Annotated in this window: 12 protein-coding genes; 7 read left to right on the top strand and 5 right to left on the bottom strand. The window is 58.4% G+C overall.

The genetic code is table 11. The annotated features are described in order from the left end of the window. Positions 1-792: a tryptophan synthase subunit alpha gene (gene trpA / locus ACT2B1_RS05925; RefSeq protein ID WP_171241069.1), complete on the bottom strand. Its 792-nt coding sequence runs from the start codon at positions 790-792 to the stop codon at positions 1-3. Positions 793-870: 78 nt separating this feature from the next. Next, on the bottom strand, positions 871-1,356 hold the full coding sequence (locus ACT2B1_RS05930) for an acyloxyacyl hydrolase (RefSeq protein WP_171121791.1): 486 nt from the start codon (positions 1,354-1,356) through the stop codon (positions 871-873). A 197-nt stretch (positions 1,357-1,553) separates the two neighbouring features. Between ACT2B1_RS05930 and ychF the strand changes: the two genes are divergently transcribed. The 7 genes from ychF to ACT2B1_RS05965 all read left to right on the top strand — a co-directional run bounded on the left by ychF (position 1,554) and on the right by ACT2B1_RS05965 (position 10,161). Then, complete coding sequence (gene ychF / locus ACT2B1_RS05935) at positions 1,554-2,651, top strand: redox-regulated ATPase YchF (protein WP_171121792.1); 1,098 nt, start codon at positions 1,554-1,556, stop codon at positions 2,649-2,651. Between the two features lie 66 nt (positions 2,652-2,717). Then, positions 2,718-3,152 carry an ester cyclase gene (locus ACT2B1_RS05940; protein WP_171241070.1) on the top strand — a complete coding sequence of 145 codons (435 nt, stop codon included), beginning with the start codon at positions 2,718-2,720 and terminating at the stop codon, positions 3,150-3,152. A 151-nt stretch (positions 3,153-3,303) separates the two neighbouring features. Continuing rightward, positions 3,304-4,185: a LysR family transcriptional regulator gene (locus ACT2B1_RS05945; RefSeq protein WP_171125769.1), complete on the top strand. Its 882-nt coding sequence runs from the start codon at positions 3,304-3,306 to the stop codon at positions 4,183-4,185. An 85-nt stretch (positions 4,186-4,270) separates the two neighbouring features. Continuing rightward, positions 4,271-5,974, top strand: a complete 1,704-nt coding sequence (locus ACT2B1_RS05950; RefSeq protein ID WP_481668757.1) for an NAD(P)H-dependent oxidoreductase subunit E — start codon at positions 4,271-4,273, stop codon at positions 5,972-5,974. Positions 5,975-5,988: 14 nt separating this feature from the next. Next, entirely contained in the window at positions 5,989-8,772 is a 2,784-nt protein-coding gene (gene fdhF / locus ACT2B1_RS05955) for a formate dehydrogenase subunit alpha (protein WP_481668758.1), read from the top strand. A gap of 95 nt (positions 8,773-8,867) precedes the next feature. Further along, positions 8,868-9,656: a cyclase family protein gene (locus ACT2B1_RS05960; protein WP_171121797.1), complete on the top strand. Its 789-nt coding sequence runs from the start codon at positions 8,868-8,870 to the stop codon at positions 9,654-9,656. Next, positions 9,649-10,161, top strand: coding sequence for a thioesterase family protein (locus tag ACT2B1_RS05965; protein ID WP_171241074.1), 513 nt, complete (start codon positions 9,649-9,651; stop codon positions 10,159-10,161). The genes ACT2B1_RS05960 and ACT2B1_RS05965 overlap by 8 nt, the downstream gene beginning before the upstream one ends. On the opposite strand, the gene ACT2B1_RS05970 is transcribed toward ACT2B1_RS05965, so the two are convergent. From ACT2B1_RS05970 to ACT2B1_RS05980, 3 genes are all read right to left on the bottom strand, one after another. Next, positions 10,158-14,237 (bottom strand): translocation/assembly module TamB domain-containing protein, encoded by a 4,080-nt coding sequence (locus ACT2B1_RS05970; RefSeq protein ID WP_481668759.1) that lies wholly within the window; start codon positions 14,235-14,237, stop codon positions 10,158-10,160. The two genes, ACT2B1_RS05965 and ACT2B1_RS05970, sit on opposite strands and share 4 nt — an antisense overlap. Continuing rightward, complete coding sequence (locus ACT2B1_RS05975) at positions 14,234-16,039, bottom strand: autotransporter assembly complex protein TamA (RefSeq protein WP_481668760.1); 1,806 nt, start codon at positions 16,037-16,039, stop codon at positions 14,234-14,236. The genes ACT2B1_RS05970 and ACT2B1_RS05975 overlap by 4 nt, the downstream gene beginning before the upstream one ends. Positions 16,040-16,197: 158 nt before the next feature. After that, positions 16,198-17,421: a urate hydroxylase PuuD gene (locus ACT2B1_RS05980; protein ID WP_481668761.1), complete on the bottom strand. Its 1,224-nt coding sequence runs from the start codon at positions 17,419-17,421 to the stop codon at positions 16,198-16,200. Between the last annotated feature and the right edge of the window lie 71 nt (positions 17,422-17,492).

Consider the following 17,492-nt stretch of genomic DNA (forward strand, 5'->3'; position numbering starts at 1 on the left):
TCAGGCCGAATGGGCCCCGTCGGCCAGCGTTTTTACAAAGCTCAGTACGTCGGAAACCGGTTTGCCCGAGGCGATCTGGCTAACGATCGCGGACCCAACCACCGCGCCGTCTGCCACAGAAGCGATCGCGCGGGATTTTTCGGGTGTATTGATTCCAAAGCCGACAATGACAGGCAGATCCGTTGCTGCCTTAATCCGGGCGACCTCGGGGCCGACATTCGTTGCTTGCGCTTCGGCGGCGCCTGTGATCCCCGTGATCGAGACGTAGTATACAAAGCCCGACGTATTTTGCAGAACGCGGGGCAGGCGCTTGTCGTCGGTAGTCGGGGTTGCAAGACGGATAAAGTTCAAACCCGCCGCCTGCGCAGGCAGGCAGAGCTCTTCGTCTTCTTCAGGGGGAAGGTCTACGACGATCAGCCCGTCAATACCCGCAACCTTGGCATCGGCCAAAAACGTGTCGACCCCTCGGCTGTAGATCGGGTTGTAGTACCCCATCAGCACGATGGGGGTCGTATCATCCGTCTCGCGGAAGGCGCGCGCCAGATCCAGAGTTCTTTGCAAGGTCATACCACCGTCCAGGGAACGCTGTCCGGCGGCCTGAATCGTCGGGCCATCGGCCATGGGATCGGTGAATGGCAGGCCAAGTTCGATCACATCGACACCTGCGCCCGGCAGCCCCTTCACGATTTCGAGCGAAGTATCGAAATCAGGGTCTCCGGCCATGATATAGGCGACAAAGGCTTTCTTGTTTTCGGCCTTCAGAGCGGCAAACTTGGCGTCGATACGGGTCATCAGCAGTCCTTGCAAACAGGTTTGAACCTGATGTGCAGAAACTTTGCGCGGAAATCAATCCCGCCGGGCCAGATTGGCTTAGAACCCGTAGTGATATCGCAGGAACAGGGCATTCACACCGGGGTTGAAGCTTTCGGTGCTGGCATTGGACTTGTGCGTTACGGCCAGAGAAATAGCGTTGCCGCTGTCCAAATTGTAACCAACACCCAGAAGGCTGCGAATTTGGAAGCTGCCGCCCAAGTCGTTGTTGTCATTAGATGCGTTGTAATAGCCGGGCAGGACGCTGAGTTCGGCGAACCAGCGGTCCGAGAATGAGTAGACGCCGATCAAACCCGCACCGATATGCGTGTCGCCATCGACATCAACCGTCAGTGCTGCCCCCCAGCCCGCACTGAACCGGGTGGCCTGGTGAAACGGATTGTGCTGGTATTCCAGCGAAAAGATGGCCTGATCCTCGCCATTGCTATCGGAAAAATCAGCGTAGCCTGCTCCGAAGATTACCGATTGAGCGTGTGCTGTAGCCGCTGAAAGTAAGAAAGCAGTGAAAATAAGAAGGAATTTCATAATGCATCTTCGTCAATCTGTTCGCGATAAGTCCGACAATGATTACGTTTGGTCAACAAAATCAAGTCGCGATCAAGACACGCACTTTGACAGGGTTGTGATGTTGCAGTCCGGACTCGAACCAAGTTGAGCGGTTGGGTTGCGCATTTGCCCTTACCTGAATAGAAGACGCCGTCGTATCGCTTCAGGAGGCCGAGATGGGCTTTAAAATGGGAATCGTGGGTCTGCCGAATGTTGGCAAGTCGACCCTGTTCAACGCGCTGACCAAGACTGCCGCGGCGCAGGCGGCGAATTTCCCGTTCTGCACCATCGAGCCGAATGTGGGCGACGTGGCCGTGCCTGATGAGCGTTTGGACAAGCTGGCGGCGATTGCGTCCTCGAAACAAATCATCCCGACGCGAATGACCTTCGTGGACATCGCCGGTCTGGTCAAAGGCGCCTCGAAAGGTGAGGGGCTGGGCAACCAGTTTCTGGCCAATATCCGCGAGACCGACGCGATTGCCCATGTGCTGCGCTGTTTCGAAGACGGCGATGTGACCCATGTGGATGGCCGCGTCGACCCGGTGGCCGATGCCGATACGATCGAGACCGAGCTGATGCTGGCCGATCTGGAAAGCATCGAAAAGCGCCGCGCCAACCTGGTGCGCAAGTTGAAGGGCAACGACAAAGAGGCGGCACAGCAAGATCGCCTGCTGGCCGAGGCGCAGGCGATGCTGGAAAACGGTAAACCCGCGCGTCTGGTCGAGGTCTCGGACGAAGACGCCAAGGCGTGGAAGATGCTGCAACTGCTGACCACCAAGCCGGTGCTCTATGTTTGCAACGTGTCTGAGGAAGAAGCGGCCGAGGGCAACGAATATTCCGCCAAGGTTGCTGAAATGGCCGCCGCGCAGGGCAATTCCCACGTCATCATCAGCGCCAAGATCGAAGAAGAAATAAGCCTGTTGGAAGACGACGAAGCCCAGATGTTCCTTGAGGAAATGGGGCTGGAAGAGCCGGGCCTGGATCGTCTGATCCGCGCCGGTTACGACTTGCTGCACCTGGAAACCTATTTCACCGTCGGCCCGAAAGAGGCCCGCGCCTGGACCATCCGCACTGGCACCGCCGCCCCGCAGGCCGCTGGCGTGATCCATGGTGACTTTGAAAAAGGCTTCATCCGTGCCGAGACCATCGCCTATGACGATTACATCGCCGCCAATGGCGAGCAGGGCGCGAAAGAGGCTGGCAAGATGCGAGCAGAGGGCAAGGGCTACATCGTCAAGGACGGTGACGTGATGCATTTCCTGTTCAATACGTGAAGAAGTGCAATCGTTTCAGTAAATGTGCTATCTGAATCTGAGTTTTCCAAACTTGGTTCTATTCCGATGGGTAACGAAACAGTCGAAGCCAACAAAGCCGTAGTTCAAAGGTACATAGACGACATACAGAACGGCCATTCGCTTGATGCCATATGCGAGGTGTTCGCCGAGGATTTCATCGACCACACGGCAAGTGGTGGTGGTGCCTTTGTCGGGGGTATCGAAGGCTTGAAGCAAGGATATGCAAGCTTCTTAAGGGCCTTCCCTGATTTACATGCCTCGGTCGAAGCGCTGATCGCTGAGGGTGAAAAGGTTGTTGCCTATAAGACGCTGAGGGGAACTCATTCCGACGACTGGTTGGGCGTTCCTGCGACCGGGAGCGAGGTCGAGTTCAAGATTATCAGTATCTATAAAGTCAAGGACGGGAAGCTGTCAGAGTTCTGGGGGCTTCAGGATGAAGTTTCTCTTAGGCAGCAGTTGGAAATCAATCTGAACGGATAGGTCTGGGCGCAGTCACTTGCGGCTGAAAACTGCGTTTGGAACTGGGTTTTGGACAATCAGTCAAGTTACCAGCAAGGATATTCAAAGTTGCGCTTATTCCTGCAAATCGTTCTGTGATATCAGGTTGGCCCGTGACCCGAGATGTTCCCAAATGATAGAAATCCGCGACCTGCAACTCCTCAGCGCCTTGGCGCGGCATCAACACTTTGCCAAAGCCGCCGAGGAATGCGGGATTTCTCAACCTGCATTCTCGATGCGTATCCGCAATCTTGAGGATCGGCTGGGTGTCTCGATCGTTCGGCGGGCCAATCGGTTTCAGGGGCTGACGGAAGAAGGCGAAATGATTGTCCAGCGCGCGCGGCGTATTCTGGATGAAACCAAGGCGCTGGAACAGCAGGTGCAGGCATCCAAGGGTGAGATTACGGGGACGCTGATCCTGGGCGTGATTCCGACCGCGATTGCCTTTACTGGACGCCTGGTCAAACGCTTGCAGCAGGCCCATCCGCGCATCCTGTCGCGGATCGAAACCATGTCGGCGACCGCCATTCAGCATCGTCTGGACGAAGGCAGTCTGGATGCGGGCATCACATATGGCGACAGTATTGGCACCGACCTGCGACAGGTACAGCCCTTGTACGAAGAAACCTATGTACTGCTGGTCCCAGCGCATATGACCGAGGATTCCGGCCCGATCCCATGGGCGCAGGTGGCCGAGTTTCCCCTGAGCCTACTTGAGCCGCAGATGCAGAACCGGCGCATTCTGGATCGCATTTTTGCCGAACAGGGCCTGCACCCGCATGTGGTGGCTGAAACCAGTGGTTTCACCGCCTCGATGGTCATGGCGCGCGAAGGGCTGGCAGCAACGGTTGTTCCCCGCGTGTTGGTGCGGGCTTTGGGTGATCTGAAGGGGACGAAGGTGCTGCCTCTGGTCGATCCAGTGGTCAGCAAACCGATCTGTCTGGCAACCCTCAGCCGTGATCCAGAACTGCCGACGGTCGAGGCGCTGAGGACGGTGGTCGCCTCATTGCGGTGATAATCTGTCGTTATCGTGCGATTAAAATATGCGATTTGACGATATGCTAGTCTGATGAGACACGGGGCCTTAATCGGAGGGCATCATGGCACCATTAGACACCAAGCCATCAGGCGCACCCAAGGGCGTCTGGAAGTCAGGTAAAGGAAAGGGGCGGCATACGCCCAAAGGCCGTCAGTTCACGGATGAGGCACAGGCCGAGATCACGCGCCTGCTGGGCGACCGCCCGCGCCGCCGCGATCTGCTGATCGAATTCCTGCATTTGATTCAGGACGCGCACGGCCATATCAGCGCCGATCACATGGCCGCGTTGGCGGTCGAAATGCGCATCGGTCAGGCTGAAATCTATGAGACCGCGACCTTCTATGCCCATTTCGACGTGGTGAAAGTAGGCGACACCCCTCCGCCCGCGCTGACGATCCGCGTCTGTGATTCCCTGTCCTGCGAAATGGCCGGTGCCCAGCAGTTGCAAAAGGCTTTGGAAGACGGGCTGGACCCCGCTGAAGTGCGCGTTGTCCGCGCGCCGTGCATGGGCCGCTGTGACACCGCTCCGGTGCTTGAGATCGGTCACAACCACATCGATCACGCGACCCCCGAAAAGGTGCAGGCCGCGATTGCAGCGGGTGACACCCATGCGCATCTGCCTGACTACGAAACCTTCTCGGCCTATGAGGCAGAAGGCGGTTACGCCAAGCTGAAAGAGCTGCGCGAGGGCGGCGATTGGGAGAAGGTGCAGGAGGACGTCCTGTCCTCGGGCCTGCGTGGTCTGGGTGGTGCGGGCTTCCCGTCGGGCAAGAAATGGGGCTTTGTTCGCATGAACGAAGGCCCTCGCTATCTGGCGGTGAACGGGGACGAAGGCGAACCGGGCACGTTCAAGGATCGCTATTATCTTGAACGCACGCCGCATGTCTTCCTTGAGGGCATGCTGATCGCGGCCTGGGCGGTTGAGGCCGAGACCTGTTTTATCTACATGCGCGACGAATACCCTGCGGTGCTGGAGATTCTGCGCCGCGAGATCGCCGCGCTGGAAACTGGCGGGATTGTCGCGCCCGGTTATATCGACCTGCGCCGGGGCGCTGGCGCGTATATCTGCGGTGAAGAATCCGCGATGATTGAATCGATCGAGGGTAAAAAGGGCTTGCCGCGTCACCGTCCTCCGTTCGTGGCGCAGGTTGGGGTCTTTAACCGCCCGACCTTGGTGCACAATGTCGAGACTTTGCACTGGGTCACAAAGGTTTGCCGCGAGGGGCCGGAATGCCTCAACAGCACCGAAAAGAATGGCCGCAGGGGGCTGCGCAGCTATTCGGTCTCAGGCCGTGTGGCGAAGCCGGGTGTTTACCTGCTGCCTGCCGGATCGACCATTCTGGACGTGATCGAAGCTGCCGGGGGTATGTTAGAAGGCCAGACCTTTAAGGCGTATCAGCCGGGCGGCCCATCCTCGGGTCTGCTGCCTGCGTCGATGGATGACATTCCGCTGGACTTTGACACATTGCAGCCTCATGGCACCTTTATCGGCTCCGCCGCCGTGGTGGTCCTGTCCGATCGGGACACTGCCCGCGACGCGGCGTTGAACATGCTGCGCTTCTTCGAGGATGAAAGCTGTGGCCAGTGCACGCCATGTCGCGCGGGCTGCGAAAAGGCGGTCAAGTTGATGCAGGCCGACAAGTGGGACACCGATCTGCTGGAAGATCTGTGCCAGGTCATGGGCGATGCCTCGATCTGTGGTCTGGGGCAGGCTGCTCCGAACCCGATCCGCCTCGTCATGAAACATTTCGCTGACGAAATCTGAGGGGAGACAGAGCCATGCTAGACGCAAGCCCAACCAAGACCGTCACCTTCAACCTGAACGGCGAAGATGTCACCGTGCCCGAGGGCTGGACCATCTGGGAAGCCGCCAAGGGGCAGGGGTTCACCATCCCTCACCTGTGCCACAAGCCGCAGCCGGGCTACAAACCCGACGGTAACTGCCGCGCCTGTATGGTCGAGGTGGAAGGCGAGCGCACTCTGGTCGCTTCGTGCATCCGTCCTGCAGCGGATGGGATGGTCGTGAAGACTGACAGCGACCGCGCCGAGAAATCTCGCGCAATGGTTATGGAACTGCTGGTCGCGGACCAGCCCGAAGAAGCGCACGACGCCTCCAGCCATTTCTGGGACATGGCCAAGCTGAACGATGTCTCGGGCAGCCGTTTCCCCGCAAAAGAGGCCGAAAAGATCCCTCTGCTGGATGACAGCCACATTGCGATGCGCGTCAATCTGGACGCCTGCATCAACTGCAACCTCTGCGTCCGGGCCTGCCGTGAAGTGCAGGTGAATGACGTGATCGGCATGGCCGGTCGTGGTCATACGGCGCAGGTGGTGTTCGACCAGAACGACCCGATGGGCGATTCGACCTGTGTGGCCTGCGGCGAATGCGTGCAGGCTTGCCCGACTGGTGCGCTGATGCCCGCTACCGTGCTTGACGATCAGCAGAAAGGTGACAGCAAAGACTACGACTCTGAGACAGAAAGCGTCTGCCCGTTCTGCGGTGTGGGCTGCAAGGTCTCGCTGAAGGTCAAGGACGGTAAGGTCAAATATGTCGAGGGCATCAACGGCCCCGCCAACGAAGGCCGTTTGTGTGTCAAAGGCCGGTTTGGTTTCGACTATATCCACCACCCGCACCGCCTGACCAAGCCGCTGATCCGGCGTGAGGGTGCGCCTGAGAAGGGGCTGAATGTCGATCCGTCGGACCTGTCGACCCATTTCCGCGAAGCGACCTGGGACGAGGCGATGGAGCTTGCGGCCTCCAAACTGGTGGCTCTGCGCGACGAAGATCCGCGCAGCGTTGCGGGTTTTGGCTCGGCCAAATGCACCAACGAAGAAGCCTACCTATTCCAGAAGTTCATCCGTCAGGGCTTCAAGCACAACAATGTTGACCACTGCACCCGTCTATGCCACGCGTCGTCGGTGGCCGCTCTGATCGAGAACGTGGGATCGGGCGCGGTGACCGCTACCTTCAACGAGATCGAAAACGCGGATGTGGCAATCATCATTGGGGCCAACCCGATCGAAAACCACCCCGTCGCCGCGACCTATTTCAAGCAGTTCACCAAACGGGGCGGCAAGCTGATCGTGATGGACCCGCGCGGCGTTGGGATGCGGAAGTTCGCAGATGAGATGCTGCAGTTCCGCCCGGGGGCCGATGTTTCGATGCTGAACGCGATCATGAATGTGATCGTCGAGGAAGAGCTCTATGACAGCCAATACATCCACCGCTGGACCGAGAACTGGGAGGCCGAGAAAGAGCATCTGCGCGCCTTCACGCCCGAGGCGATGTCGCCGATCTGTGGCATCGAACCGGATCAGTTGCGCCGTGTCGCGCGCGCCTTTGCGCAGGCCAAGGCTGGTCTGATCTTCTGGGGGATGGGCGTCAGCCAGCACATCCACGGCACCGACAATTCGCGTTGCCTGATCAGCCTTGCGCTGATGACGGGCAATGTCGGTAAACCCGGCGCTGGTCTGCACCCGCTGCGGGGTCAGAACAATGTGCAGGGGGCCTCGGACGCGGGTCTGATCCCGATGTTCCTGCCGGACTACCAGAGCGTGACTGACGATGGCGTCCGCGCCAAGTTCAACGACGTTTGGAACTCGGACGATTTCTCGAACGAGAAGGGGCTGACTGTCACCGAGATCATTGATCAAGCCTATGCCGGCAACATCAAAGGCATGTATATCATGGGCGAAAACCCGGCCATGTCCGACCCTGATGTGAATCATGCCCGCGACGCGCTGGCCAAGCTGGACCTGATGATCGTGCAGGATATCTTCCTGACCGAAACGGCGAATTATGCTGACATCATCCTGCCTGCCTCGGCGCTCTATGAAAAGAACGGCACGGTGTCGAATACCAACCGTCAGGTACAGCGGGTGCGTCCCGCCGTGACCCCTCCGGGGGAGGCGCGTGAGGATTGGAAGATCACTGTCGAACTGGCGCAGCGCATCGGGCTGAACTGGGATTACACCGATGTGTCGCAGGTCTTTGCCGAGATGAAACTGACGATGGCCTCGCTGGACAACATCACCTGGGACCGGCTCGAGACCGAGACGATCACCTACCCGTCGCTGTCTGAAACCGATCCGGGCCAGTCCATCGTGTTCGGCGACGGTTTCCCACGTTCGGATGGCAAGGCGAAATTCACCCCGGCCAGCGTCATCCCGCCCGATGAAGCCCCGGATGAGGAATATCCGATGATCGCCACCACGGGTCGCCAGTTGGAACATTGGCACACCGGGTCGATGACGCGACGCGCTACGGTTCTGGACGCCGTGGAACCCGAAGCAAACTGTTCGATGAACCCGCGCACGCTCAAGCTGATGGAGATCGAACCGGGCGAGACCATCCGCCTGACAACGCGTCGCGGGACGATCGAGATCATGGTGCGTGCCGACCGCGCAATCGCCGAGGACATGGTGTTCATCCCCTTTGCCTATGTCGAGGCGGCGGCAAATATTCTGACCAACTCGGCCATCGATCCCTATGGCAAAATCCCCGAGTTCAAGTTCTCGGCCATTCGGGTTGAGAAAATCGAAGACGCCATCGCGGCGGAATAGGTAGAAAAGGGGGTCCCAGTGGCCGCCTTTTTCTTTCCTTGACAGAAGGTTAGATGCGGCCAAACCTATCACCGCTTGGGGTGATGGAGGGTTTCATGCCGCGCCGTTTTGTCGATTTGTCCGTTCCGCTGGAAACCGGGATCGTATCCGACCCGCCGATCATGTTGCCCGAAATCGAATACCTGACTCACGACCAGACCGCAGAACAGATCATGTCCTTTTTTCCGGGCTTGCAAAAAGATGATCTGCCGGGGGGTGAAGGTTGGGCGATTGAGCGTCTTCAGATCGCGACCCATAATGGTACCCATCTGGATGCGCCATATCACCACCACTCGACCATGAACAACGGCGAACGCGCGATTACCATAGACGAGGTGCCGCTCGAATGGTGCATGAATCCAGGTGTGAAGCTGGACTTCCGGCATTTCGATGACGGTTATGTTGCGACCGCCGCCGACGTCGCGGCAGAGCTGAAGCGCATAGGTCACGATCTGCAACCGCTGGACATCGTGATCGTCAATACGTCTGCGGGAACGCGTTATGGTCAGCCTGACTATTTGATGAAAGGTTGCGGAATGGGCCGTGAGGCGACGCTGTACCTGACGGAACGCGGCGTCCGCGTGACCGGTACGGACGCCTGGAGCTGGGATGCGCCCTTTGCCCTGACCGCGCAGGAATATGCTGAGACGCAGGATGCTTCGATCATCTGGGAGGGGCATCGCGCCTCGATGGAGATCGGGTATTGCCACATGGAAAAGCTGGCCAACCTCGAAGACCTGCCGCCAACGGGGTTTGAAATCTCGTGCTTTCCTTTCAAGATCAAGGGCGCGTCGGCGGGCTTTGTTCGGGCCGTTGCGATTTTTGAGGAGGACGCAGATGACTGAACCCCTAAGCGGGCATGACGGCCCCTATGACGCGCCGGTCGAAATTCGGGGTTTCCGGGTGCTACCGGAATGGATCGACTATAACGGCCACATGAATGTCGGCTACTACGGTGTGGCCTTCGATTTGGCGCTGGAAAAGCTGATGGTCGAGCATTTGGGCCTTGGCGAAGTGCAAGTGGCGGCTTTGGGGCAGGGGCCCTATGTCTTGCAGTCGCATATGACTTTCCTGCGCGAAGTACAGGAGAACGAACCCTTCTTTTATCGGATTCGCCTGCTGGATGCAGACCACAAGAGGGGCCATTATTTTGCGCAGATGCTGTCAGAAAACGACGGTGAAGTCTGTGCAACGCAAGAGGCGTTGTTCATGAATGTCAGCCATAAGACCGGGCGTTCGGTCGCTTACCCGGACTGGGCTGCAGAACGGCTTGCCCAAATGGTGCGTGATCACGCAGGGTTGGACGCAGCCCCTCAGGCCGGGCAGGCGATTGGGATACGGCGGGCTTAGTAGTCGCGTTCGAAAAACACCCCGACACCTGTTTCCCCGCGTCCGTCAACTGTTCCGCGAACGGTGAAATTGTCGGTTACATCAAGATTCAGGTTCACCTCGGTATCGCCTTCGGTGTTCACGGTGAAATCGGTGTAGAGATTGTCACTCAAGTAAGCCCCTGCACCCAATCGACCCGCGCCGCCTTCGGTCGCTCCGATGTCCACCGAGTCTACACCGGTCGCATCCCGCAGCCCCTTGGTGGCGTCCCCGCCCGCACCGCTGAGTTGGGCAAGTGATGCAGCCATTTGCGCGATGACAAACGGCGACAATTCGGAAAAGCGGTTGCCGAACAGAAGCATCGCCAGCGCCTCTTCCGCAGGGCGCTCGGGGTCGGAAAACACGTCTACTTCCGGCGCATCTAGTGGTCCCGCGATTTCAATCGTTGCCGTGCCGTCCGACGTGCTGGCGGACGACTCGAACTCGATATAGGGGGTCAGGTCGCCTTGCAGGGTCACGATGCCTTTGGTCAGCGCAAGTCTGCGGCCCAGAATGTCCAAGTTACCACGGATCAGTTCGATTTGACCTGATGGCACCACCGAAGACGTTGTGCCGCCAATAAACAAACGACCACCAAGTTCCGCGTTCACACCGCGCCCGCGCACAAAGACAGCTTTTGGTGCCAAAAGCGCAATGTCGAGAGAAATGCGGGAAACGCTGGGCGTTGCTTCTTCGTCAACAACCAGCCCTGCGCGTTCGCGGGTGATCAAGCTGGCCGAGCCTTCGCCAATATGTTGAATGTCGGGAATAGGCGCGGCCCCAACCGCCCCGGATGCAGCGGCCAGATTGATATTTGTTTCTTCAAACGTGATCTGTCCCGCAATTGAACTGTTGCCAGCCAAAGCGCCGGTCATCGCGATTTGGCCGTTCAGCGTTGTTTCATACAAAAGCTGGTCGGTCAGAACGAGACTGTTGAGCGTTGTCGTGATATTTGCGTTGAAGGGCGGCGTCAGGTCTACCGGGCCTGCCACGACAAAGTTACCACCGGCGCGCGGCCCGCCGCTGAGGGAAATCGTCGCGCGGCTTTGGGCCAGTTCCACTGACCCGCTGATACCCGTGATGGTCTGCCCGGCACCGGGAATTGCCAAAGAGGTGCCCGAGGTGGTTACCGTTCCACTCAGCGCTTCCAAAGAAGGTTTCCCCTTTAACGCCAGATCAAACCGTGCCGTACCGTCGATCTTGTTGGGGGTAATGAACAGGTTGGCGATACCGATATTGACTCCACCTGCGGCTTTCAGGTCGGCCTCACCAGATGCTTCGTCAAATGTGCCGGAAACCTGGCTGCTGATTTCTGCGGGACCTTCAGCCGTTGTGTCGATCGTCCAAACGCCGTTGTCACGTTTCGCTGTACCATTCGCGGCAATCGTACCGGGGAATTCCGGGGCGAACCGCTCAATCCGGTTTAGTTTTGCATCAAAAACCAGATCCGCCGCGCCGTCTGAATCCACGGACCCTTCCAATGTGGCGTAGGAACTGTCCGGACCGCGCAAGTTTGCCGTTCCTTCCAGACCGGACGACGTGGGTGCCACGTTCCCCTCCAGCGTCAGTGGACCGGACAGAGTTTGTGTGATCCGCGCGACGTCATCCAGTTGGACAAAATAGTTCAACCCTCCGGCTTCGCGCGCGACTTTTCCTGATGCATTGGCTGAAATGGCCGACCCCTGCAGGCGGAAATTTCGAACCTCCAGACCCTGATCCCCGTTTTGGGCGTCCACGGTCAAGGTTGTGCGGCCATTCACAAGCTTGTCGACAAAGTCGATACCGACTTGAATGTCGTCGGCGTCCAGGTTGCCCTGAATATCAAAGGCGCGGGTCGCCAGATCGCCGCTGCCCTGGAAATTGGCGGTCACAGAACCGGTCAGGTCCCGACCCGCCATCCCCGAGAATAGGGATAGGTCTGGCACATCAATGCGCGCCTCGCCATTGCCGGATGGCTCTCCGGTCGGGTCGGTCACTGTTGCCTGTACCTGTGCGCTTAGGGCTTTGCCATTCACCGTCGCGTTTCGAATCTCGATCTGATCGGCAGAGCGTGCACCGTCCCACTGAATAGTGGTTTGGCCGGTCAAAAGCGGGTCGATGTCAGCCATGCCGGTTTGCAGGTTCCTGCCAACCACACTTGCAGTGCCGTCAAACTCCAACGTCTGAACAGTACCGGTGCCGTCGACTTCGGCGCGAAGTGAGCCGCCAAGATCGCGCTGGGCCAGACCCGAGAAAACGGACAAATCCGGTGCGTTGACCTGCGCTTGCCCGTCGATGGTCAGGTTTCCATTTGGCGTTGTGACCACACCGTTTGCCTGTGCCTGAGCCGCTTCACTGTTCAGTTCAAAAGACCGGATCGTGATGCCGTCAGACCCGCGTTTGCCGTCCAGTGAGATCGTAGTTTCCCCTGTGATCACCGGATCAATGTCGTCGCGTCCGGTGGCCAGATCGCTGCCGTCAACAAACAGCGTCCCGTCAAAACTGCCCTCAAGCGGTGACCCTTTCCCTTCGACCCGCGCCGACACCTGCCCCTTAAGGTCAAGCTTGGCGATATCCGAAAACCGCGCCAGATCGGTTGCCTCAAGCGTCGCTGATCCATCCACGGTCAATCCGCTTGTCAGACCGTCAATCAACGCGTCCAAAGCCAGTGCGTAGTCAGACCCGATCAGTTCGAACCCGGACAGGTTAAGCGATTGATCGCTGCCATAATCGAATTGTCCGTCTAACGTGATGCGCTGACCGACAGCTGTGTTCAGGGCCGGATCGGTCAGGTCGATACCAGTGACACTGGCCTGAACATCCCCGCTGACGGCCAGAGCCTCGCCTTGGTCCAGCACGCCCTGCGCGCTGATACGCGCGTTTTGCAGATTGGCCTGCGGTGATTTGAATGCGTTTGCAGTCAGGCTCAGATCCCAGAGGTTTCCGTTCTTGTGGTCGTACAGGGCGGAAATTTGCGCAGCTTCAATGGACGTTTCACCGCCAGCGACCGGCAACACGACCGCCTCACCGTCGGGCGGTGTGATGCGGCCCTGAAGGGCAGCCAGTTGGAGTGAGCCGCCTTCAGCCAGTTCCAATTCCCCCTTTAGGTTCAGCGCCTGTGTGGTCAGATCAAGATCTGACACCTCAAGCGCGCCTTCGGGTTTGGTTTGGCCGTCCACGAACAGGCGTGTGTCCGTCCCGAAGAACGGATCAATTTCTGGGGTCAGGAACGGGGTCAGATCGCCGCTCAGGTCTGTTGTAAAGGCGATCCCTTGTTGCGCGCCACCATCAGCCGCACGCAGGCGCACTTGCCCTGAAACGCGTTGTTGGTTGTCGCTGCTCAACCCGATATCGGCTGTGAAATCGGTAAGCGGCCCTGATCCCTTGGCGGTCAGGCCAATCGGGGGGCTGTCGGGGATTTTCAAGGCGGTCGAAATCAACCCGCCTGCAGCCTCGGTCACTTGCAGGTCCAGATTGATCTCGCTCGTGGCGTTTTCAAATCCTGCCGTCAGCTTGATCTCATCCCCTGCGCGGTCCAGACGGGTTACATCCAGCGATGTATCAAGCGTTCCGTCCGCCAGAGACAGGTTGCCGTTGATCGAAAGGTCCGCAGCGACCCCGATCAGAGGTTCACCCAAAGACACTTCGTCAATGCGGATTTCTCCGATTTCAATTGCGACGGGCAGTTCTGGCAGTTGGAAGGGCTGCGTTTCGACGGTTGCCGCTGGTTCGTCTGTCGTCGTCGCACCGGGTGCGCGGGCAATGTCGATCTCTTGCGCGGTTAGGGAGTTGACCGAAAACCTGCCACGGATCAGCGCCAGACGGTTCCAGTCAAGCTGCGCGTCCTTGATGGTCAGCCAGACGCCTTCGTCGTCTGCGATGGTAATTTCCTCGATTGTCGCGCGCGCGCTAAGTGCACCCTGAAGGCCGGTCACCGTTACGTTCTGATTGTCGCCCGACAGCGTGTCCTGGAGAAAGTTCTCCAGCATACTGCCGCCGCCATCTTCCTGCGCGACCACAGGCGGCGCGGTCAGGATAAGTGTCGCGGCCAGCACAGGATATGAATATCGCCGTATCAAAATGCCTGTCCGATCCCGATATAAAACTGCAGGCCGTCGCCTGTGTCGCCCTGAACAGGCACCGCTAGATCCAGACGTAGCGGGCCAAATCCGCCCAAGTCATACCTGACCCCCAAACCCGCACCGGAATGAGAAGCCGCGGCGCTGGTGACAAAAGACGAGGAGTCCACCACACCATAGTCATAAAATCCGACCAGCGATATCGTCTCGGTTATTTTCCCACGCACCTCGCCGGAGAGGCCAAGAAAGGACTTACCGCCAGCAACTTCGTTTCCAACCGGGATGCCGAGGCTTTCAAAAGGTTGCCCGCGTACGGTACCGGCCCCGCCCGAGAAAAACAGGAAGTCGGGCGTCACACCATCCAGCGAGGGGCCAAGGACCGACCCGACCTGAACCCGACCGGCCAGAACGATGCGTCCTTCGGTGTTTAGGCTGGTGTAGCCGCGTCCGTCAAAGAAGAATCGAATGCCTGTTTCCGTGCCAGACAGCCCGACGAATGGCATGATCTGAGAATCCAGATAGAACCCGCGCGTCGCGCTGACCTTGCTGTCTCGTTGGTCCCATTCGGACCGCGTCGGTATAATGAAGTAACGGAACTTGCGACCATCCCCAAAGGCGTCATCGGCATTTGACCACTGAAAGCCGGCCGAGGCTTCGGCATAAAGGCGGTCTGAGAATGTGCGCCGTGCACCATAGGCCAGTGACGTGATTGTTACGTTGTAGTTGTCGGTGTTCCGACGTTCGATCAACGCGCTCCAGAATGTGTTGTCGTCCGGGCCCAGCCTGTCGGGTTGATCCAGACGAAGACCGATACGTCCGTCCAAGTCCTCGGCCCCGCCAATATTGCGAAGCGCAGCTTCGAAACGCAGCCTTTCGGCACGCCGGAATACGTTACGATGCGTCCAGGTTGCGGTCACGTCGATCCCATCGCGCGAGGCGATCTCGAACCCGAAAGTCAGGCGACGTTTCGGCAAATCTTCGAAATAGGCGTCAAAATCCAGCGTCCCATCTGGGTTCGGGGTTTCATGTTCTTCGATGGAAACCACGTTGAACGTTCCGGTCCGACGCAGGCGTGTTCCAACTTTTTGAATTTGCTCGGGCGAGTAAACCTCGCCCGACGGGAATCCGGCAACTTTTTCGATGGACCTGTGGCGCACGTCCGAGTCGCCCTTGATGAACATTTTCCCGAAGGTCAGGCGTGGCCCCGGTGCCAGATCGACACGCGCATCCAGCCTGGCCTGCGCATGCCGCGCGATGACCTGTTCGTCCTCAACCCCGGCCTTGGCGTGACCCGCGTCGCGCCAACCCTGCACACCGGCAGAGGCCGCGCGTTGAATGGCGCCGGTCGTGGCCAACTGGCCTGTTGCAAAATCTTCGGGCAACTCGGTTTCAGGGGCCAATGGAACAACGACGGCTTCGCCGAACTTGAAGGTGGGGCCCGTGTTTACTGTAACTACCGCGCGGTTGATTTGCGCGGGGACGCTGAGTGAACTGATTTCCGCCGCTTCCTGACCGTCCAGCTTGATGCTGACGACCGGGCTGAAATACCCTTCGTCATAGAGAATTTGAACGATGGTCCGGTAATCTGACAATGCGGCTGACAGAATTTCCAGCGGAGTGTCCAGACCGCGAGACTCGGCCGTTGCAACCGAAGAGGTTTCTTCGATCCGTTCCACCAACTTGCTTGGCGCACCCGGCGCGGTCAGGGTCGTTTCAAGCGCCGCAACAGATGTGGGTAAAACAAGCGAGAGAGCACCAAAAAGGCAATTCCTAAAAACGGCGTGCCGCCCGTTTCCCTGCATCTTTTGGCTCCAACTGCCCCAAATCGAGTTTTAGGTCACCGCCTTGTGCAACGCGACGGTTCGTTAAAGCCATGTTAGAGCATCAATTTTCGCGCAGGGAAGAGAATTTTTGGCCGGACCTGTCGAATTCGCATTTGTGTGGTCGACCAGTCTCGGGCTTATGATCCCACGTTGCGGAACCAACGGATGATAGCTTCGCGATCTTCTGGTTCCATATAGGTCACATTGGCCGGGGGCATGGCGTGGCTGACACCCGATTGCAGGTATATCTGTTTTGCGTTTCGGGCAATGTCACCTTCGGTTTCCAGCAGCACGCCCTTAGGGGCCCATTGGATGCCCTCCCACACGGGTTCGCGGGCGTGACACATCGAGCATCGACCCAAGACGACATCATGGGCCTCTTCAAACCCTTCAGCGGCTGCAAACTTCTGCTCATACGGCGTAAGGGGCTGCGCCTCTGCCTCTTCTAGCGGTTTATACATTGGTGCCGTGGACAGCCACATGATCGCGATGAACAGCAAGGCTGTGACCAGCCATGTCCATGTGGGATCACCCGCGCGTGCGTGGCGTGTATTGAAGTAATGGCGGATCGTGACGCCCATCAAGAAGACCAGTGCAGCGATGATCCAATTGTATTCCGTCGCAAAGGCCAGCGGGTAGTGGTTCGACAGCATCAGGAATACGACAGGCAGCGTCAGATAGTTGTTGTGGGTCGAGCGCAGCTTTGCGATTTTTCCGTATTTCGGGTCCGGAGTGCGGCCGTTCTTCAGGTCATCCACCACGATGCGCTGGTTCGGCATGATGATGAAAAACACATTGGCGGTCATGATCGTCGCCGTGAACGCGCCCAGATGCAGCATCATCGCCCGACCAGTGAAAATCTGATTGTACCCCCAGCCCATCGCCACAAGCAGGACGAACAGAAGCACCATCAGCAGCGTTGGACGCTCGCCCAGGCCTGACTTGCAGAGAAAATCGTAGATCAGCCAGCCGACGGTCAGGGAAGCTGCCGAAATCGCAATACCCTGCCATAAGGCGAGATCCGCCTTTTCCGCGTCGATCAGATACAGCTCTCCGCCGACCCAGTAGACGATCATCAGCAATCCGGCACCGCTGAGCCAGGTCGCGTAGCTTTCCCATTTGAACCAGGTCAGGTGGTCCGGCATCCGTTCGGGCGCGACCAGGTATTTTTGAATGTGGTAGAAACCACCGCCATGGACCTGCCATTCCTCACCATCTGCAGGTCCGGGGATATTGCGGTTCAGGCCAAGGTCCAGCGCGATGAAATAAAAGGATGATCCGATCCAGGCGATTGCGGTGATTACGTGCAGCCAGCGCAGGGCAAATGCCATCCAGTCCCAGAACACGGCGAATTCGAACATGAGAGGTCTCTCCGATTGGTTGCCGCCACACTAGGCAAACGCGGTTTTCTTCGGTATTCCCGTATATTGTC

The organism is Ruegeria sp. S263 (genome assembly GCF_056780525.1).